Source organism: Klenkia sp. AC732, from assembly GCF_979256525.1.
On record NZ_CEEDOS010000034.1, the window covers coordinates 13,309 to 32,897 of the forward strand.

Consider the following 19,589-nt stretch of genomic DNA (forward strand, 5'->3'; position numbering starts at 1 on the left):
GGTGCACCCGTAGGGTCTGCTCCCGTGGGCGAGCTGATCCCGTTGTTCCCGTTGAGCAGCCCCCTGTTCCCCGGCGTCGTGCTGCCGCTGCAGATCTTCGAACCGCGCTACCGCCGGCTGGTCGCCGACCTGGCGTCCTCCACGGACCCCCGGCGTCCGCGCTCCTTCGGCGTCGTCGCCATCAGGCAGGGCTGGGAGGTCGAACGCGTCGCGCCCGCCGAGGCGCTCTTCGACGTGGGCTGCACCGCCGTGCTGCGGGCGGTCACCCCGCAGGCAGACGGCGGCTACCGGATCGTCACGGTCGGCGCCGACCGGTTCCGGCTGCTGGACGTCGTGGTCGGGGACGACCCGCCCTACCTGCAGGCCGAGGTCGAGTGGCTGCAGGAGGAGGAGGCCGCCGAGGAGGCCGCCGGCGACGCCGACGGGCTCACCCCGCCGGACACCGCCTCCGACGAGGTCGTCAGCTCGGTGGCCCGCGGCTCCCTGTCGGTGCTGGTGCGCAGCGTCTCGGACCTGTTCGCCCGCTACGTGACCGAGGTCGCGGCGCTGCGCGGCGGGCTGGACGCCGACGACGAGGAGGACGCCGAGCTGCTGGCCGACCTGGGCCTGGACGGCGACGACGACCTCGGGCAGGCCGGCTCGGAGACCGCCGCACTGCTCCGCCAGGTCGGCGACGACGCCCGCGGGCTGTCCTACCTGGTGGCCTCGGCCGCGCTGCTGACCACCGAGGACCGCCAGTCGCTGCTGGCCGAGTCGGCCACCCGGCGCCGGCTGGCCGCGGAGTCCCGGCTGCTGCGCCGGGAGCTCACGATCCTGCGCGAGCTGGGCGCGGTGCCGGTGCCGCTGCAGCAGTTCGCCGGACCCCTGACCCCGAACTGAGCCGGGCGCCCGCCGTCTGATCCGCTCGGCACGGCGGACGGTCGCGCGGCGGTGTGGTGCCTGGTCGCGGCCCCGGTCAGCGGGGCTGGGTGGTCCCGCGCGGCGTGATCGGCCCTGGTGCTGTGGGCGGACCGCTTGTCCACGGCTGGTCACCGGTCACGTGGCCGCCGGACGACGAGGACGCGCCGGGGTACGACGGGGCGGCAGGGTCGGCCGGGTCGGCGCGGCCCAGGTCGTCGCGTGAGGTGAGCACGGTGGCGACCAGGTAGACCACGACCGCGGTGAACGGGCCCACGGCGAGCGCGGCCAGCGCGTTGAGGTCGACCGCGGTGGTCACGACGGTGCCCACGGTGGCCAGCTGGTCGGCGGTGGGCCCACGGCCCAGCAGCGCCCCCACCTGCCAGGCGGTGAGGGAGGCCAGCAGCATGCCGCCGGCCAGGCAGGACAGCAGCACCACCCCGCGCCGGGCGCGGAGGACGAACCAGCCGACGAGCCCGGCCAGGAGGCCGAGCCCGGCCAGCACCAGCACGTAGACGCCGTCGTCGCTCATGAACAGCTCGGGGCTGACCAGCCCGCCGCCGACGACCTCGACGCCGCCGTCGGTGGAGGTGACCCGGAAGTCCACCCGGGGCGCCAGCCACACCCAGACCAGCCCGGCGAGCGCGCCCAGCACCAGCAGCGCCAGGACCACCCGCAGCCCGACCGAGGCGTCGTCGCGGCTGCCGCGCAGGCCCGGCACCCCCACCGGCACGGCTGCCGGCGGTGTGACCGGGACCGGTGCGGCCGCGCCCGGACCGTCGGCGGACAGGCTCACAGCAGCGCCACGCTGGTGGGCCCGAGCAGTGCCTTGATGTCGCCCATCAACGCGGTGCTGGGGCGGACCCGCAGGCCCTCGGCCAGCCGCAGCACGGTCTCGCGCTGGCCGTTGACCAGCTTGAGCTGCACCTCCGTCGTCCCGGGGTGGCTGCCCAGCACCTCACGCAGCCGCTCGACCACCGGCGGGGTGCACCGGGCGGCGGGCATGGAGACCAGCACCGGCCCGCGCGGGCCCTCGGTCAGCTCGGGGACGGTCACCTCGGAGCCGAACAACGACGGGGTGTCGTCCCGGCGGGAGATGCGGCCCTTGACCACGACGATCTGGTCGCGGGCCACCTTGTCCTGCACCTCGACCCAGGTCTTGGGGAAGAAGAGCACCTCGATGCCGGCCTCGAGGTCCTCGATGGTGGCGATCGCCCAGGGCGCGCCCTGCTTGTTCGTCCGCGGCGACACCGCGGTGAGGATGCCGGCCACGGTGACGTTGGCGCCGTCCTCGACCCCGCCGGAGATGATCTCGGCCAGCGCGGTGTCCGCGTGGCTGGTGAGCACGTGCTCCACGCCGTGCAGCGGGTGGTCGGAGACGTAGAGGCCCAGCATGTCGCGCTCGAAGACCAGCCGCTCGGACTTGGACCAGTCCGCGGTCGGGATGGCGATGTCCAGGGCCGCGTTCAGCGGGTCGTCGGCGCCGAGGTCGCCGCCGCCGAAGAGGTCGAACTGCCCCTCGGCCTCCTTGCGCTTGAGGCCCATCGCGGAGTCCACGGCCTGCACGTGGATCGCCGCGATCCCCTGCCGGGAGTGGCCCAGGGAGTCGAAGGCGCCGGCCTTGGCCAGGGACTCGATGACCTTCTTGTTGCAGGCGACCGTGTCGATCTTGCGCATGAAGTCGGAGAAGTCGCGGAAGGCGCCCTTCTCCTCCCGGGCTCGGCGGATCGAGTCCACGACGTTGTGCCCGACGTTGCGCACCGAGGCCAGGCCGAAGCGCACGTCGTTGCCGACGGCGGTGAAGTCCCAGGAGGACTCGTTGACGTCGGGCGGGAGCACCTTGATGCCCATCCGGCGGCACTCGGCCAGGTACACCGGCCGGCGGTCCTTGTCGTCGCCCACGCTGGTCAGCAGCCCGGCCATGTACTCGGCGGGGTAGTTGGCCTTGAGGTAGGCCGTCCAGTAGGACACCAGCCCGTAGGCCGCGGAGTGCGCCTTGTTGAAGGCGTAGTCGGCGAAGGGGACCAGGATGTCCCACAGCGTCTTGACCGCCGCGGCGGAGTAGCCGTTGGCCTTCATGCCGGCCTCGAAGCCGACGTACTCGGCGTCCAGCACGGACTTCTTCTTCTTGCCCATCGCGCGGCGCAGCAGGTCGGCGGTACCCAGGGAGTACCCGGCGACCTTCTGCGCGATCGCCATGACCTGCTCCTGGTAGACGATCAGGCCGTAGGTCTGGCCGAGGATCTCCTCCAGGGACTCCGCGAGCTCCGGGTGGATCGGGACGATCTCCTGCTGGCCGTTCTTGCGCAGCGCGTAGTTGGTGTGCGAGTTGGCACCCATCGGGCCCGGTCGGTAGAGCGCACCGACCGCGGAGATGTCCTCGAAGTTGTCCGGGCGCATCAGCCGCAGCAGCGCCCGCATCGGGCCGCCGTCGAACTGGAAGACGCCCAGGGTGTCCCCGCGGGAGAGCAGGGCGTAGGTGTTCGGGTCGGTGAGGTCCTTGCTGATCTCGTCGAGGTCGACGGGGTCCTTGCCGTTGGTGATGATGTTGCGCAGCGCGTCGTCGATGACGGTGAGGTTCCGCAGGCCCAGGAAGTCCATCTTCAGCAGGCCGAGGGTCTCGCAGGTCGGGTAGTCGAACTGGGTGATGACCGCGCCGTCGGACTCCCGCCGCATGATCGGGACGCTGTCGATGAGCGGGAAGCGGCCGATGATGACGCCGGCGGCGTGCACGCCCCACTGGCGCTTGAGGCCCTCCAGCTTGCGGGCCTGGTCCACGACCTCGGCGGCGCCGGGGTCGGACTCGTAGCGGGCCCGGAACTCCGAGGCCTCCTTGTAGCGGGGGTGGCTCGGGTCGAAGATCCCCGACAGCGGGATGTCCTTGCCCATGACGCCCGGGGGCATCAGCTTGGTCAGCTCGTCGCCCACCGAGTAGGGGCGGTCCAGCACCCGGGCGGCGTCCTTGATCGCGGCCTTGGCCTTGATCGTGCCGTAGGTGACGATCTGGCTGACCCGCTCCTCGCCGTACTTCTCCGAGACGTAGCGGATGACCTCACCGCGCCGGCGCTCGTCGAAGTCGATGTCGACGTCGGGCATGGAGACGCGCTCGGGGTTGAGGAAGCGCTCGAAGATCAGGCCGTGGGCCAGCGGGTCGAGGTCGGTGATGCCCATGGCGTACGCGGCGAGGGAACCGGCGGCCGAGCCACGGCCCGGGCCCACCCGGATGCCCTGGTCCTTGGCCCAGTTGATGAAGTCCGCGACCACGAGGAAGTACCCCGGGAAGCCCATCTGGACGATGATCCCGACCTCGTAGTCGGCCTGCTTGCGCACGTGGTCGGGGATGACCCCACCGGGCCAGCGCTTGTGCAGCCCGCGCTCGACCTCCTTGACGAACCAGGAGGTCTCGTCCTCGCCCTCGGGCAGCGGGAACCGGGGCATCAGGTCCGCGCCCTCGGTGAAGGACACCTCGCACTGCTCGGCGACCAGCAGCGTGTTGTCACACGCCTCGGGGGTCTCGGAGAACAACGACCGCATCTCCGCCGCGGACTTCAGGTAGTAGCCGTCGCCGTTGAACTTGAAGCGGTTGGGCTCGTTGAGCCGCGAGCCGGTCTGGATGCACAGCAGGGCGTCGTGCGCGTCGGCGTCCTCGCGGTGGGTGTAGTGCAGGTCGTTGGTGCCCAGCAGCGGGATGCCGAGGTCCCTGGCGATCTCCAGCAGCATCGGCTTGGTCTTCTTCTCGATGTTGAGACCGTGGTCCATGACCTCGGCGTAGAAGTTCTCCTTGCCGAAGATGTCCTGGAAGTCCGCCGCGGCCTGCCGGGCGCGCTCCTGCTTGCCGGCACGCAGCCACATGTTGACCTCGCCCGACGGGCACCCGGTGGTGGCGATGAGGCCCGTGCCGTACCGCTCGAGGAGGTCCCGGTCGAAGCGCGGCTTGCGGTACTGGCCCTCGAGGCTGGCCAGCGAGGAGAGCCGGAACAGGTTGTGCATGCCCTCGGTGGTGCGGGCCAGCAACGTCATGTGGGTGTAGGCGGCCTTGCCGCGGTTGGACCCGCCGTCGCCCTCCTCGTCGATCAGCTTGTCGCCGAACTCGAACGGGGCGCGGTCGAAGCGGGACCCGGGGGTGTAGTAGCCCTCCATGCCGATGATCGGCTTGACCCCGGCGGCGTTGGCCTGCTTGTAGAAGTCGTAGGCGCCGAACACGTTGCCGTGGTCGGTCATCGCCAGTGCCGGCATGCCCTCGGCGGCCGCGGCCTTGGTGAGCTCGGGCAGCTTCGCGGCACCGTCGAGCATCGAGTACTCGGTGTGCACGTGCAGGTGCACGAAGTTCTCGCCGGCCGGGGTGCTGCTGCTCACGGGTGGGTGTGCTCCTCACGGGTCGCGACGACCTGACCGGGGTGCGGGCAGGACGGCGGATGGGGCTGGTGACCGGCGGGGAAGGCCGTTCGAGCGGTCGTGCGCGTGGTGTCGCGTGCGCCGACCGGGCTCCCCCGATCCTCGCACCTGACGGTGTGTACGCCGAGGGTCTGACAGAACGTGTCCGGCGACGAGGACCACTCCGTCACGGTGGGCCTGCGGGCTCCCCACCGAGGACACGGCGCATCGTGACGTGCGCGATGCCGGCCTCCTCGTAGGGCTCCCCCACCGCCACGTAGCCGGCCCGCTCGTAGAACCGGCGGGCGGTCAGCTGGGCGTGCAGCTCGACCTCCGCGGCGCCGAGTGCCACGGCCGCGCGGTGCAGCTGGGCGAGCACCGCCGCGCCGTGCCCGCGGCCGCGGACCGACGGGTCGGCCGCCATCCGGCCGACCACCCACCGGCCCTCCCGCTCGACCAGGCGGCCCACGGCGACCACCCGCCCGGCGTCGTCGCGGGACAGCGCGTGCACGGCGGTGGCGTCGGCGGCGTCGGACTCGATCTCGGCGGGCACGCCCTGCTCGACGACGAACACCCGGTGCCGCAGGGCCGCGACCTCCGGCCAGTCCGCGGCCCCGGCCAGTCGCGCGGTCACCGGCTTCACCTCGCCGTCCGGACGGCGGGCAGCGCGGTGGCCGGCACCAGCAGGAACCGCAGGTCGATGACGGCGTGCAGCAGGACGGGCAGCAGCAGCGAGCCGGTCTGCAGGTAGAGCGCGGCGAGCACCCCGCCCAGCACGCCGGTGGTGAGCACCCCGGCCATGCCCTGGTAGGCGTGCGCCAGGCCGAAGGCGACCGCGGCCACGACGACCAGCCCGCCGGTGGGCAGCGTGGGCGCCACGGCCGCGACGACGGCGAGGAAGAACCCGCGGTAGAGCCACTCCTCGCACACCCCGGCGGTGACCCCGACGAGGGCGAAGAGCCGCCGCTCGGGCACCGAGCGGGGCAGCAGGGCGACGGTGGACTGCACCGGCGGCTCGCTGTGCCGGCCCTCGCCCGGCCTGGGCCGGGGCGGCGGCGCGGTGGCCAGGGCGCCCGAGCGCAGCGCCCGGGTGGAGACGCCGACGAACCCGACCAGCAGCAGGCAGGCCAGCGTGGTGACGACGCCGGGCCACTGCTGCGGCCAGCGCAGGCCGAGCTGCCCGCCGTCGACGTCCGGGGCGGCCAGGAAGACCACCAGCACGAGCAGGGCCAGGCCCCACTCCAGGACCAGCAGCCGCCGGTAGAACGACCGCCGGGCCCGGGCGTCGGTGCGCATCCGGTCCTCGAACCGGCGGTGCAGCACGTGGCCCACGAACGGCTCGCCCACCACCAGGTACCCGGCGATCACGACCGCGGCCAGCTGGGCCGGGCCGAAGTCGGCGAGGGAGTCGGGCAGGCCGGTCACGGTGTGCGCACGTCCCCCGGGTCAGGCCTCGTCGCGCAGCCGGCCCAACGCCCCGGCGAGGTCGTCGGGGTAGGTGCTGGTGAACTCGACCCAGCGGCCGTCGGCGGGGTGGGCGAAGCCCAGCCGCATGGCGTGCAGCCACTGCCGGGACACGCCCAGCCGGGCAGCGAGCGTCGGGTCCGCGCCGTAGGCCATGTCCCCGACCAGCGGGTGCCGCATGGCCGAGAAGTGCACCCGGATCTGGTGCGTGCGGCCGGTCTCCAGCTTCACGTCGACCAGCGAGGCGGCCGGGAAGGCCTCCAGGGTGTCGTAATGGGTGACCGAGGGCCGCCCGGTGCTGACGACGGCGAAGCGCCAGTCGTGCTTGGGGTGCCGGTCGATGGGCGCGTCGATGGTGCCGCGGGACGGGTCGGGGTGGCCCTGGACCAGGGCGTGGTAGCCCTTGTCGACGGTGCGCTCCTTGAAGGCCTGCTTGAGCACGGTGTAGGCGTGCTCGCTCTTGGCCACGACCATCAGCCCGGTGGTGGCGGCGTCCAGGCGGTGCACGATGCCGCGCCGCTCCTCGGCGCCGCTGGTGGACACCCGGTAGCCGGCTGCGGCCAGCCCGCCGACGACAGTGGGCCCGTCCCAGCCGGGGCTGCCGTGGGCGGCGACCCCGACGGGCTTGTCGATGACCACGACGTCGTCGTCGTCGTGCACGATGCGCATCCCGGTGACGGGCTTGGGGGCGGCGGGCTCCCCGGGCGGGGGCGGCAGCTCGACCTCCAGCCAGCTGCCGGCGGTCAGCCGGTCGCCCTTGCCGCGGGCGCGGCCGTCGACGAGGACGGCGCCGGCGTCGGCGAGGTCGGCGGCGACCGTGCGGGTGAGCCCGAAGAGGCGGGACAGCGCCTGGTCGACGCGGGAGCCCTCCAGGCCGTCGGGCACCGGGAGCTCACGGTGCAGGCTGGCGGTCACCCCGCCATTGTGACCGATGATCAGGGGGTGGTCGGCCCGTCGTCGGTGGCCTTCTCCCCACCGCGGTCGCGGGAGCCGTCGAACTCGATGCCGCGCAGGGCGAGGACCGCGCCCAGCACGCCGCCGCAGACGATGGCGGAGTCGGCCACGTTGAAGATCGGGTAGAAGCCGCCGTCGGGCTCCAGCAGGGACACGAAGTCCACGACGCCGCCGCGCAGGAAGCCCGGGTCGCGGAACACCCGGTCCACCAGGTTGCCCACGGCTCCGCCCAGGACCAGGCCCAGGGCCACGGCCCAGCCGGTGCTGTACAGCCGGCGGGCCACCCGCACGATGACGACCACGACGACGGCGGCGATCAGGCTGAACACCACGGTGGCGCCCTCGGCGAAGGAGAAGGCCGCGCCGGTGTTGCGGTAGTTGGTGAGGTACACCAGCCCGCCCAGGGTGCGGATGTTCTCCGCCGGCCCGATCAGGGCGACGACGGCGAGCTTGGTGACCAGGTCCAGCGCGAACACCCCGAGGGCCAGGCCGATCAGCAGCCGGGTCCGCGAGGGCCGGCCCGCCGGCGTGCTCGCGGTCGTCTCGGGGGTGCTGGGGTCCTCGGCCACGCGGGCGACGGTACCGACCGCGACCCCCGCAGCAGGCAGGACGGCGGACGACACAGCAGGCCGGCACCACGGTGGCACCACGGCGGCAGGGCGGTGGAAGGGCCGTGGCAGGGCGGTGGCACGGCGGTGGCACGGCGGTGGCATGGCGAGGGTCACACCACCCGGACTGCGTGCTGACCCGCGCGGGGGACGAACATGGCGGTCGGATCGGCGATCCCGCTCCCCCTGACAGCACCGACGCTGCACCGCCGCAGCAGCGCGCCCACAGGAAGGCCCTCGTGACCACCCCCGCGACCAGCGCCCCCCGCAGCACCCCCGTGATCCCCGATGCGTCCCGGCCGGACGTCGTCCTGGTCGGTGGCGGGGTGATGAGCGCGACGCTGGCTGCCCTGCTGGGCATCGTGGCCCCCCAGTGGTCGGTGACCCTGTTCGAGGCCGGTGACCACGTCGCCGGGGAGAGCTCGGACGGCTGGAACAACGCCGGCACCGGCCACTCCGCGCTGTGCGAGCTGAACTACACGCCCGCCGGCAAGGACGGCGTGGTCGACCCGAGCAAGGCGATCACGATCAACGAGCAGTTCCAGGTCTCGCGCCAGTTCTGGTCTCACCTGGTGCGCAGCGGCCTCACCGACTCCCCCAAGCACTTCATCACGCCGGTGCCGCACATCAGCTTTGTGCACGGCGAGGAGGGCCAGCGCTACATGCGGGCCCGGCACCAGGCCCTCACCGCCTCCCCGCTGTTCGAGGAGCTCGAGCTCACCACCGAGCAGTCCGAGCTGGCCTCCTGGGTGCCGCTGATGATGGAGGGCCGCGACCCCGCGCAGCCGGTGGCCGCCACCCGCTCCACCGCCGGCACCGACGTCGACTTCGGCTCGCTGACCCGGCTGCTGCTGCGCCAGGGCAGCGACCGCGGCCTGGCCGTGCACACCGGGACCAGCGTGCAGGACCTCAAGCGCACCGCGGACGGCCGCTGGGACGTCACCGCCCGGCACCACGCCAGCGGCCAGGAGTTCACCGTCAGCGCGGGCTTCGTGTTCGTCGGGGCCGGCGGCGGCGCCCTGCCGCTGCTGCAGCGCGCCGACATCCCCGAGATCAAGGGCTTCGGCGGCTTCCCGGTCTCCGGGCTCTTCCTGCGCACCCGCAACCCCGAGCTGGTCTCCCGGCACCAGGCCAAGGTCTACGGCCAGGCCGCCGTGGGTGCGCCGCCGATGTCGGTGCCGCACCTGGACCTGCGGGCCATCGACGGCGACCAGTCGCTGCTCTTCGGCCCCTACGCCGGCTTCTCGCCCAAGTTCCTCAAGGCCGGGTCCTGGCTGGACCTCCCGCGGTCGGTACGGCTGGGCAACATCGGCTCCATGCTCGGTGTCGCCCGCACCCAGACCGCACTGACCCGCTACCTCATCGGCCAGGTGCTGCAGCGCCCCTCGGACCGCATCGAGGCCCTCGAGGAGTTCGTGCCCACCGCCGACGGCGAAGACTGGGAGATGATCACCGCCGGTCAGCGCGTGCAGGTCATCAAGCAGGACGAGAAGGGCCGCGGCGTCCTGCAGTTCGGCACCGAGCTGATCGTCGGCGCCGAGGGCTCCATCGCCGGTCTGCTGGGGGCCTCCCCCGGCGCCTCGACCGCCGTGGCCGCCATGCTGGACCTGCTCCGTCGGGCCTTCCCGGACCAGGAGCAGCGTTGGGCCCCGCTGCTGCGCGAGGCCATCCCGTCCTACGGCCGGAAGCTGTCGGACGACGCGGCCCTGATGCGCGAGGTCCGCGAGGAGACGACCGCCACGCTGCAGCTCACCGGACCGGTGGAGCTCGCCGCCCAGCACTGAGCCGGCGACGTGCAGAGCCCCCCGTCCGCGAGGACGGGGGGCTCTCGTCGTCCCGGCTCGACGCGCTAGGAGACGACGGGGTTCATCGGGGTGTCGATGACCTCACCGGGCTGCGCCCCGGGGAGGAACTGCTGCCACTCCCCCGACACCAGGGTCGGCGAGGGCACCACCTTCGCGCCGTCGGCGAAGTAGGTGGTGGCCAGCACCATCCGCGGCGCCGTCGTGCGGTTGGGGCCGGCGGTGTGGAAGCACAGGCTGGAGTGCACCGAGATCTCCCCCAGGGCGAAGGGCCCGTCCTCGACCGAGACGCCGGACTCGGCGAAGGCGCCGGACACGGCCCGGTCGTAGCTGGCGTCCTTCGTGGAGAAGGACACGTCGTCGACCAGGCGGTGCAGGTCGACGCCGCGGGCGAAGGACAGCGGGCCCATCTCGCGCGGGGTCTCCTGCAGCGGCATCCACACGGTGGCGACCGACTGGCTGTCGATCGGGAAGTGGTGGTCGTCGAAGTGCCACGGCGTCCGGCCGCACGCGGGCTCCTTGGCCAGCACGTTGTCGTGGTAGACCCGCACGTCGTCGACGGCGAGCAGGTCGGCCACGATCCGGCCGAGCCGGCGGCTGAGCACGAAGGCGGCGATCTCTGCCGAGTGCGTCCACATCAGCTCGTCGCTGGTGAACCGACCCTCGGGCCGGTCGCGGCCGGCCGCCTCCAGGTGCTCGACCAGCAGCCGGCGCAGCCGGCTGACCGCGGCCGGCGGCAGCACCGCGGGCAGCTTGACGAAGCCGTCCCGGGCGAAGGACTCCCGCTGCTGTGCGGTGACCGGGTAGACCTCGGCCAGCAGCGCGTCCAGCTCGTCGGCACCGGGCTCGGGCAGCCGGGCCGGCTCGTCGACCTCGGTGAGGGGCCCCTGGTCGCCGCCGTTGTCGGCCAGCGTCAGGTACCAGTCCCACCACTCGTTGTTGTCACCGGTCCAGGCGGTGTCCAGCCCGTCGCGCGCGGCGTGGGACTGGGAGACGTTGCCGCTCACGCGTGACGCACCGTGAGGAGGGCGACCTGGTGGTCGAAGACCCAGCGGCCGTCCTCGACGCAGGAGGCGAGGTAGCCCCCCACGACCGGGTCGGCGAGCATCTGGTCCAGGGACACCGAGTCGTCGAAGACGCAGCGCTGCAGGAAGCCCTCGGCGGTCTCCCGGTCGTCCTGGGTGACCGACGTGCGGTAGGTCAGCAGCTCCTCGGTCACGGTGACCGGGAGCGCCTCCAGGGCCTCGCGGACCTGCTCGGCCGACGTGTACGGCGTCCGGACGCCGGCGGGGTCGAAGGACCGCCGGAACGCCTCGTCGACGACGAGGTAGTGGGAGGCGCTGGTGGCCTGGGCGACGACGCCAAGACCGCCGGGGGCGATGGCCTCGACGAACCGGGTCATCCCGGCAGCCAGGTCGGCCTGCGGCAGGGCGTACAGCCCGTGGGTGGACCAGACGACGTCCCACCCGCCGTCCCGGACGACGAGGTCCTGCAGCGTGCACTCGTGGTCGGCGGCGCCCTCGAAGGGCGGCGCGAGCGTGCCGCGGGCCTCGTCCAGGCTGAAGCGGGAGGGGTCGAGCAGGTCGGTCTCGACGGTGAGGGACCCGGCCAGGGCGGCGACCGGCTCGGTGGCGAGCAGGGCGGTGGGGAACTTGCCGCTGCCGCAGGCGACGTCGAGCAGGTGGACGCGGTCACCGCCGGCGGCGAGGTCGGCGAGCGTGCCGGCCCAGTCACGGGCGAGGGCGAGCTGCCGGTAGTCCTCGGTGGCGAGGGCGTAGAAGGCCTCCATGCCGCGGCGGCCGGACTCCGACCAGTGGGCCAGGCTCGCGGACACGGTGTCGGTGGTGGTGCTGACTGGTGGGGGCACGCAAGGACTCTGCGCCCCACCGCGCCCGCTGTCCAGCGCACCTGCGTCAAGAACGATTACGCAGCTCGGTGTGGTTGTGTTCCGGGCGTGACAAGCCTCGCCACCCCGCTCGAGCTGCTGCGCAGCACCCTCGCGGGAGGCTCCGGACTCCGCCCCCTGGACGCCACCGCCTACGCGCGCGCCCACCGCACCTACGAGGCACACAGCGACCAGCGGGCCCTGCTGGCCGACCGGCTCGGGACCCTCCTGGACGACGCACTGCCCGGCACGGCACCCCGGTCGGTGCTCAGCATCGGCCCCGGGGACGGCAGCCTGGACGCCCCGCTGGCCGCCGGGCTCGCGCCCGGTCGCGGCCGGCTGCGCTGGGTCGCCGCCGAGCCGGACGGCGCCGTCGGCGCCCGCTGCCGGGACCGGCTCCAACGCGCCCTGGGGCACGCCGGGGAGGCCGTGCTGCACGAGGGCACGTTCGACTCGCTGGCCGACACCGTCGGCGACGAGCCCTTCGACGTCGTCCTCGCGGTGCACTCCCTCTACTACGTGCCCGACCTGGCCGAGGCCCTCGACGCGGCCCGCGACCGGCTGCTGCCCGGCGGCGTCCTCGTCCTCGCACTGGCGCCGCTCGCCGAGCTCAACCAGCTCACCGAGGCCGTCGGTCCGGGCAGCCACCGCTGGTGGAGCGACCAGCTGCCCGCTGCCCTCGCCGCCGCCGGCCTGGCCGGGACCACGACGCGGCTGGCCGGCCGGCTCGACGTCACCGACTGCCTGGACCGGGACTCGGCGACCGGCCGCGAGGTGCTGGACTTCCTGGTGGGGGCGGACTGCTCAGGCCTGGACGCCGACACCCACGCCGTACTGCTGGACGCCCTGGTCGCGGTCAGCAGCCGGGACGGCGACCGGCTGGTCGCGCCGCACCCGGTGGACCTCGTCGTCGCCTCCTGAGGCGTCAGGGCGGTCGCCTCCTGAGGCGCGACGGCCGCAGGGTCCTGGGCCGCGGGTGGTCGCCCGGGTGACGCCGGCCGCGACCAGGACCACCACGGCTGCCGCGCCGAAGGCCACCGGGACACCTCGTCCCAGCAGCGCCGAGGCGACCGGCGCACCGACGCCCTGACCCAGCAGCAGGGCCACGAAGAACGCCGACACGGCCGGGCCGGGGGTGGCGGACACCTCCGCGGCCCAGCCGATCAGCACCGAGGTGGCCGCGGTGAAGCCCAGCCCGAAGGCGATCGCGGCCACCGCGGGCACCGGGCCGACCGGGGGGACGGCGAACCCGGCGGTGCCGGCGGCGGTCAGCAGCAGCGAGCCCGTCATCGCCGTCGGGACGCCGGCCCGGAGCAGCCGCGGGGCCGCCCAGGCGGCCCCGGTCGCGCCGACGCCCAGGCAGACCCAGACCCCGACCGCGGCGTCCGGGACGAGACCGCGGTCCTCGAGGACCGCCCGGCCGTGGGTCCACACCGCCGCGCTCCCCGCGCCCAGCAGGACGGCGACCACGAGGGGTCCGACCCAGCCGGGCCCGACGTCGGGCCGGACGCGGTGCACGGGTCCCCCGGCGGCTCCCCGGGACAGCGCCAGCACCGCGACGGTGACCAGCGCGGTGGCCACCGCGGCGACCAGCCAGCCCGCCTGCCACCGCTGGGCGAGCAGCAGGGCGACCGCACCGGCAGCGACCAGGCCGGGCCCGGTGCCCGCGTTGACCACGGCCTGTGCCCGCGGCTCGTCGGGCCCGGGGACCGCGCGGCGGACCAGCACGACCAGGCCCGGGGAGGCTGCGCCGGCCCCGGCGCTGGCGAGCACCACCGAAGCGGCGAAGAGCGTGGCGGACCCGGCGACGGCGACCCCCAGGGAGCCGGCTGCGGCGACCCCGCCGGCTGCGGCCACCACGGTGCGGGGCCAGCGCTGGCAGCAGGCGAAGGCCACCGCGGCGGCCAGGCAGTAGGCGACCGAGGTCAGCCCGGACACCACCCCGACCGCGCCGGTGGACAGCCCGAGGTCCTGCTGGGCGGCCGGCACGGTGAGCCCGAAGACGTAGCGGACCAGCCCGTAGGTGCAGGCGATCAGTGCGGTGGCGGCGGGTACGAACGGCGTCCATAACGGTCGTTTCATTGAAACGATGGTTACATGGTCCTCGTGCCGATGCGACCCGATGCCCGCCAGCGCCTGCTCGACGCCGGCGAGGAGCTCTTCGCCGCCCTCGGACCCGGCTGCCCGGTGGACGCGGTGCTGGCCCGGGCCGACGTCGCCCCGGCCACGCTCTACGCCCACTTCGGCAGCAAGGCCGGGTTGCACGCCGCCGTGCTCGACGCCCGGCTGGCCCGGTGGGACGCCGCCTGGTCCGCCGCCGTGGCGGCCGCCGACGACGACCGCGGCCGGCTGCTGGCCGTCTTCGACTGCCTGGCCGACTTCCGGCGCGACGGGTCCCCGGCCCGGTGGTGCGCGTTCCTGGACGCCGCCGCCGGCGCACCGCCCGAGGACCCCACCGCCACCGCCGCACTGGCCGCCGACACCGCCCTGCTGCGGGGGCGGCTGACCGAGCTGGCCGGCCCGGTCGCCGGGGGCCGGGCCGGCGAGCTGGCCGACGCCCTGCTGCTGGTGGTCACCGGCACCCTGGCGATGCACCTGCGGGAGGCACCGGCCGACGCGGTGGCCCGGGGTCGGCGCACCGCCGAGGCCGTGCTGGCCGGCGTCACCGGCTGAGGGTCAGTCGACCTCGCTGGCCGCGCCGGCCTCGCCACGCCAGGTCGCCAGCCGGCCGGCGCGGCTGACCGCCCGCAGCCGGCGCTCGGCCTCCGGGCGGGACTCCCGCCCGGACACCAACAGCGCCTGGTCCCCACGCATCAGCCGGGTGTCCCGGTTGGGCACGAAGGGCTTCCCGTCGCGCACCACCAGCACGACGGCGGCGTCCTCGGGCAACCGGAGCTCAGGCAGGTAGACCCCGTGCAGCCGGGACCCCGGCGGCACGGTCAGCTGCATCAGCTCGGCGCCCAGGGCGTCCAGCGGGGCGGACTCGACGTCGATGTCCCGCGGCGTGACCGGGGTGGCGATCCGCAGCCAGCGGGCGACCGCCGGCAACGACCCGCCCTGCACGATCGTGAACACCACGACCAGCACGAAGACGATGTCGAACACCCGGGTCGCCTCGGGGACCGCGGCGGCGATCGGGAAGGTCGCCAGCACGATGGGCACCGCCCCGCGCAGCCCCGCCCAGGAGATGAACGCCTGCTGCGCCCAGGGCACGTGGAACCAGGCCAGGCTGGCCACCACCGACAACGGCCGGGCCACCAGCAGCAGCGCGCCACCGATCAGCAGCGCCGGCAGCACCGCCTCGGGCAGCCGGGAGGGGCTGACCAGCAGACCCAGCAGCACGAAGAGGCCGATCTGGGCCAGGCTGGCCATGCCCTCGGCGAACCCGATGGTGCCGGCCCGGTGCGGCAGCGCGGCGTTGCCCAGCACCAGCCCGCACAGGTAGACCGCGACGAAGCCCGAGGTGTGCGCCAGCGACGCCGAGGAGAACGCCAGCACGCACAGCGCCAGCGTGGCCAGCGGGTAGAAGCCGACCAGCGGCAGCGCGGCCCGGCGCAGCAGCCAGGCACCACCGAAGCCGATCGCCACCCCGATGACCGAGCCGCCGGCCAGCTCGCCGACCACCTCGACCGCGGTGATCCACCACGACACGGTCTCCCCGCCGACCAGCCGCTCGGAGAGCACCAGCACCAGCAGGATCACCGGGGCGTCGTTGAGCCCGGACTCCATCTCCAGCGAGGCCGCCATCCGACGCGGCAGCGGCAACCGGCGCAGCGTCGCGAACACCGCCGCGGCGTCGGTGGAGCTGACGACCGCGCCCAGCAGCAGCGCCAGCTCCCAGGAGAAGCCGAGCACCCAGACGGCGGCGGCCGCCGTCACCACGATGGAGACCAGCACCCCGACCGTGGCCAGCGTCAGGCCCGGCCCCACGGCCCGCCGGACGTCGGACCACCGGGTGGTCAGACCGCCCTCGGCCAGGATCACCACCAGCGCCGCGACACCGAGGGTCTGGGTCAGGCCGACGTCCTCGAACTGGACGCCGAACCCGCTCTCCCCCAGCACCACCCCGAGCAGCAGGTAGATCAGCAGCGAGGGCAGCCCGAGCTTGTCCGACAGGCGCAGCGCCATGGCGGCGACCAGCACGACGAGGGCGCCGACGGCGAGCGCGAGGGTCACCGTCGTGTCCATCGGCTCACCCCCATGGGCGCAGTGTCCCGCACCGGTGTGTCGATCGGGGTCAAGCGGCTTGGCGGCGGCTGGGATGATGGGACGTGTGAGCCCGTCCTCCCCGTTCGCAGCCCTCCCCCCGCAGGTCGACCTGCCCGTCCTCGAGCACGAGGTGCTGGCCCAGTGGGAGTCCGGTGGCGTCTTCGCCCGCTCGCTGGAGCAGTCCGCCGGGCGTCCGCAGTGGAACTTCTACGAGGGCCCCCCGACGGCGAACGGCCGCCCGGGCACGCACCACATCGAGGCGCGCGCGTTCAAGGACGTGTTCCCCCGGTTCAAGACCATGCAGGGCATGCACGTGCCCCGCCGCGCCGGCTGGGACTGCCACGGCCTGCCCGTGGAGATCGCCGTCGAGCAGGAGCTGGGCTTCGCCGGCAAGCCCGACATCGAGGCCTACGGGATCGCCGAGTTCAACGCCCGCTGCCGGGCCTCGGTCGAGCGGCACGTGGACGCCTTCGCCGAGCTGACCGACCGGATGGGCTACTGGGTCGACATGTCGACCGCCTACCGGACGATGGACCCCAGCTACATCGAGAGCGTCTGGTGGTCGCTGAAGACGGTCTTCGACAAGGGCCTGCTCACCGAGGACCACCGGGTCGCCCCCTACTGCCCGCGCTGCGGTACCGGCCTGTCCGACCACGAGGTCGCCCAGGGCTACGAGACGGTCACCGACCCCTCGGTCTACGTCTCGCTGCCGGTCACCAGCGGCGAGTGGGCCGGCCGGGCCGACCTGCTGGTGTGGACGACGACGCCGTGGACCCTGCCGTCCAACACCGCCGTGGCGGTGAACCCCGACGTCACCTACCTCGTCGTGAAGGCCGAGCACGCCGACCCCGACGGCACGGTGCGCGAGCGCACGGTCGTCGTCGCCGAGCCGCTGGTGTCCGCCGTCCTGGGGGCCGACGTGCCCTACGAGGTGCTGGCCACCACCACCGGCCGGGACTGGGAGAACGTGCACTACCAGCGGCCACTGGACCTGGTCGAGTTCCCCGAGGGCGACGCGCACTTCGTGCTGCTCGCCGACTACGTCACCTTCGACGACGGCACCGGCCTGGTGCACCAGGCCCCCGCCTTCGGTGCCGAGGACCTCGCGACCTGCCGGTCCTACGGCCTGCCGGTGGTCAACCCGATCGACACGACCGGGCACTTCCTGGCCGACGTCCGGCTGGTGGGCGGGCACTTCTTCAAGGCCGCCGACCCCACACTGGTCCAGGCCCTGGCCGACCGGGGCGTGCTGTGGCGGGAGTACCGCTACGAGCACACCTACCCGCACTGCTGGCGCTGCCACACCCCGCTGATCCAGTACGCCCAGCCCTCCTGGTACATCCGCACCAGCGAGATCAAGGACCAGCTGCTCGCCGAGAACGCCGGCACCACCTGGCACCCGGAGAACGTGCAGTGGGGCCGCTACGGCGACTGGCTGCGCAACAACGTGGACTGGGCACTGTCCCGCGACCGGTACTGGGGCACCCCGCTGCCGATCTGGCGCAACGAGGCCGACCCGACCCACCTGGTCGCCGTCGGCTCGCTGGCCGAGCTGTCCGAGCTGACCGGCCGGGACCTCTCCGACCTGGACCCGCACCGGCCCTTCATCGACGAGGTCACCTTCAGCCTGCCCGGGGTCGAGGGCACCTTCCGGCGGGTCCGCCAGGTCATCGACGCCTGGTACGACTCCGGGTCCATGCCCTTCGCCCAGTGGGGCGCCCCGCACCGCAACCAGGCCGAGTTCGAGGCCGCCTACCCCGCACAGTTCATCTGCGAGGCCATCGACCAGACCCGCGGCTGGTTCTACACGCTGATGGCCGTGGGCACCCTGGTCTTCGGGAAGTCCTCCTACGAGGACGTGCTGTGCCTGGGCCACATCCTGGCCGAGGACGGCCGGAAGATGAGCAAGCACCTGGGCAACACCATCGAGCCCATCCCGCTGATGGACCGGCACGGCGCCGACGCCGTCCGCTGGTTCATGCTGGCCGGCGGCTCGCCGTGGCAGGCCCGCCGGGTCGGGCACGAGACGCTGTCCGAGGTGGTCCGCAAGGTCCTGCTGACCTACTGGAACACCGCGAGCTTCTTCTCCCTCTACGCCTCCACCAACGGCTGGGACCCGGCGTCCTCCCCCGCCCCCGCAGCGGCCGACCGCCCGCTGCTGGACCGCTGGGCGCTGGCCGAGCTGGCCCAGGTCACCGCCGGGGTCACCGACGCCCTGGAGGGCTTCGACACCCACACCGCGGGCAAGCTGCTCGCCGGGTTCGTCGACGACCTGTCCAACTGGTACGTCCGTCGCTCCCGCCGCCGCTTCTGGGAGGGCGACCCGGCCGCGCTGGGCACCCTGCACGAGGTGCTCGACGGGCTGACCCGGCTCATGGCGCCCTTCGTGCCGTTCGTGACCGAGCGGGTGTGGGGCCGGGTCGTGGCCCCCGGCCTGGTCGGTGCCCCGGACTCGGTGCACCTGTCGACCTGGCCCGCCGTCGACGACGCCGCCCGGGACGACGAGCTGGTCGCCCAGGTCGCCCTGGTCCGCCGTCTGGTGGAGCTGGGCCGCTCCGCCCGGACGTCGTCCAAGGTGCGCACCCGGCAGCCGCTGGCCCGCGCCCTCGTCGCGGCCCCCGGCTGGTCCTCCCTCCCCCGCGACCTGGTCGCCGAGGTGGCCGACGAGCTCAACGTCGCCGAGCTGACCGCGCTGTCGGCCGTCGAGGGCGACCTCGTGGACGTCAGCGTCAAGGTCGACTTCCGCGCCGTCGGACGCCGGATGGGCAAGCAGGTCCAGGCCGTGGCCAAGGCCGTCGCCGCCGTCGACGCCGCCACCCTGGTCACCGCCTACCGCGCCGGGACGGCGACCGTCTCCGTGGACGGTGCCGACGTGGCCCTGGAGGACGGCGACCTCGTCGTCACCGAGACCCCGCGCGAGGGCTGGACCGTGGCGTCCGGAGGCGGGCTCACCGTCGCACTGGACCTCACCCTGACCCCGGAGCTGGAGCGGGCCGGCCTGGTGCGCGAGGCCGTGCGGCTGGTGCAGGACGCCCGCAAGGCCGCGGGCTTCGACGTCAGCGACCGGATCGCGCTGTGGTGGACCGCCGACGGCCAGCTGGCCGAGGCGCTCACCGAAGCCGGCGACCAGCTGGCCGGCGAGGTCCTGGCGACGTCGGTGCACCCCGGCACCGCGGGCGACGGCCAGGGCATCGAGGGCCCCGCCGGCTCCCGCTTCTGGGTCGCCCGCACCTGACCCCGGCCGGCCGGCCCGGCATTCGCCCCAGCTGGGTGGCTCAGCCACCCAGCAGGCTCGACTCCGCGCCTCCGCTGGCTGGCTCAGCCGCGCAGCTGGGGGGAAGGCCACCGTCGACAGTGGCTTCTCCCCCAGCACGGTGGCTCAGCCACCCAGCTGGG

Annotated in this window: 15 protein-coding genes; 5 read left to right on the forward strand and 10 right to left on the reverse strand. The window is 73.9% G+C overall.

Annotation, left to right across the window (positions count from 1 at the left end):
- Positions 1 to 24 precede the first annotated feature (24 nt).
- Positions 25 to 879, forward strand: coding sequence for an LON peptidase substrate-binding domain-containing protein (locus AC0IVP_RS15805; RefSeq protein WP_471757734.1), 855 nt, complete (start codon positions 25 to 27; stop codon positions 877 to 879).
- A 76-nt stretch (positions 880 to 955) separates the two neighbouring features.
- Here the strand turns inward: AC0IVP_RS15805 and AC0IVP_RS15810 are convergent, their stop codons facing one another.
- The 6 genes from AC0IVP_RS15810 to lspA all read right to left on the reverse strand — a co-directional run bounded on the left by AC0IVP_RS15810 (position 956) and on the right by lspA (position 8,258).
- Positions 956 to 1,693, reverse strand: coding sequence for a hypothetical protein (locus AC0IVP_RS15810; RefSeq protein ID WP_471757736.1), 738 nt, complete (start codon positions 1,691 to 1,693; stop codon positions 956 to 958).
- A complete protein-coding gene (dnaE, locus tag AC0IVP_RS15815) occupies positions 1,690 to 5,253 on the reverse strand; it encodes a DNA polymerase III subunit alpha (protein ID WP_235564934.1) in 3,564 nt (1,187 codons plus the stop codon). Before dnaE ends, AC0IVP_RS15810 begins: the two co-directional genes overlap by 4 nt.
- A gap of 205 nt (positions 5,254 to 5,458) precedes the next feature.
- A complete protein-coding gene (locus AC0IVP_RS15820; RefSeq protein ID WP_471757738.1) occupies positions 5,459 to 5,905 on the reverse strand; it encodes a GNAT family N-acetyltransferase in 447 nt (148 codons plus the stop codon).
- Positions 5,906 to 5,910: 5 nt separating this feature from the next.
- Complete coding sequence (locus AC0IVP_RS15825; RefSeq protein ID WP_056299319.1) at positions 5,911 to 6,696, reverse strand: CPBP family intramembrane glutamic endopeptidase; 786 nt, start codon at positions 6,694 to 6,696, stop codon at positions 5,911 to 5,913.
- A 21-nt stretch (positions 6,697 to 6,717) separates the two neighbouring features.
- Entirely contained in the window at positions 6,718 to 7,650 is a 933-nt protein-coding gene (locus tag AC0IVP_RS15830) for an RluA family pseudouridine synthase (protein ID WP_471757740.1), read from the reverse strand.
- 20 nt (positions 7,651 to 7,670) lie between these two features.
- Entirely contained in the window at positions 7,671 to 8,258 is a 588-nt protein-coding gene (gene lspA, locus AC0IVP_RS15835) for a signal peptidase II (protein ID WP_056299775.1), read from the reverse strand.
- Positions 8,259 to 8,536: 278 nt separating this feature from the next.
- Between lspA and AC0IVP_RS15840 the strand changes: the two genes are divergently transcribed.
- Positions 8,537 to 10,081, forward strand: a complete 1,545-nt coding sequence (locus tag AC0IVP_RS15840) for a malate:quinone oxidoreductase (RefSeq protein ID WP_471757742.1) — start codon at positions 8,537 to 8,539, stop codon at positions 10,079 to 10,081.
- Between the two features lie 65 nt (positions 10,082 to 10,146).
- Here the strand turns inward: AC0IVP_RS15840 and AC0IVP_RS15845 are convergent, their stop codons facing one another.
- Together AC0IVP_RS15845 and AC0IVP_RS15850 are read right to left on the reverse strand one after the other, a co-directional pair.
- Positions 10,147 to 11,106 carry a phytanoyl-CoA dioxygenase family protein gene (locus tag AC0IVP_RS15845; protein ID WP_056299317.1) on the reverse strand — a complete coding sequence of 320 codons (960 nt, stop codon included), beginning with the start codon at positions 11,104 to 11,106 and terminating at the stop codon, positions 10,147 to 10,149.
- Complete coding sequence (locus AC0IVP_RS15850; RefSeq protein WP_471757744.1) at positions 11,103 to 11,966, reverse strand: class I SAM-dependent methyltransferase; 864 nt, start codon at positions 11,964 to 11,966, stop codon at positions 11,103 to 11,105. Before AC0IVP_RS15850 ends, AC0IVP_RS15845 begins: the two co-directional genes overlap by 4 nt.
- Positions 11,967 to 12,053: 87 nt before the next feature.
- Between AC0IVP_RS15850 and AC0IVP_RS15855 the strand changes: the two genes are divergently transcribed.
- A complete protein-coding gene (locus AC0IVP_RS15855) occupies positions 12,054 to 12,905 on the forward strand; it encodes a class I SAM-dependent methyltransferase (protein ID WP_471757746.1) in 852 nt (283 codons plus the stop codon).
- On the opposite strand, the gene AC0IVP_RS15860 is transcribed toward AC0IVP_RS15855, so the two are convergent.
- Positions 12,789 to 14,066, reverse strand: a complete 1,278-nt coding sequence (locus tag AC0IVP_RS15860; RefSeq protein WP_471757748.1) for an MFS transporter — start codon at positions 14,064 to 14,066, stop codon at positions 12,789 to 12,791. The genes AC0IVP_RS15855 and AC0IVP_RS15860 overlap by 117 nt on opposite strands.
- A gap of 15 nt (positions 14,067 to 14,081) precedes the next feature.
- Between AC0IVP_RS15860 and AC0IVP_RS15865 the strand changes: the two genes are divergently transcribed.
- Complete coding sequence (locus AC0IVP_RS15865) at positions 14,082 to 14,657, forward strand: TetR/AcrR family transcriptional regulator (protein WP_471757750.1); 576 nt, start codon at positions 14,082 to 14,084, stop codon at positions 14,655 to 14,657.
- 3 nt (positions 14,658 to 14,660) lie between these two features.
- Here AC0IVP_RS15865 and AC0IVP_RS15870 read toward each other — a convergent pair whose 3' ends face one another.
- Positions 14,661 to 16,172, reverse strand: a complete 1,512-nt coding sequence (locus AC0IVP_RS15870; protein ID WP_056299299.1) for a potassium/proton antiporter — start codon at positions 16,170 to 16,172, stop codon at positions 14,661 to 14,663.
- Between the two features lie 85 nt (positions 16,173 to 16,257).
- On the opposite strand from AC0IVP_RS15870, the gene ileS reads away from it, so the two are divergent.
- Complete coding sequence (ileS, locus tag AC0IVP_RS15875) at positions 16,258 to 19,428, forward strand: isoleucine--tRNA ligase (RefSeq protein ID WP_471757752.1); 3,171 nt, start codon at positions 16,258 to 16,260, stop codon at positions 19,426 to 19,428.
- The last annotated feature ends 161 nt before the right edge of the window (positions 19,429 to 19,589 follow it).

Excerpts from the sequence above, each read along its gene's own strand:
- AC0IVP_RS15860 (WP_471757748.1), bottom strand. The coding sequence starts at position 14,066 with ATGAAACGACCGTTATGGACGCCGTTCGTACCCGCCGCCACCGCACTG.
- AC0IVP_RS15870 (WP_056299299.1), bottom strand. The coding sequence starts at position 16,172 with ATGGACACGACGGTGACCCTCGCGCTCGCCGTCGGCGCCCTCGTCGTG.
- AC0IVP_RS15865 (WP_471757750.1), top strand. The coding sequence starts at position 14,082 with ATGGTCCTCGTGCCGATGCGACCCGATGCCCGCCAGCGCCTGCTCGAC.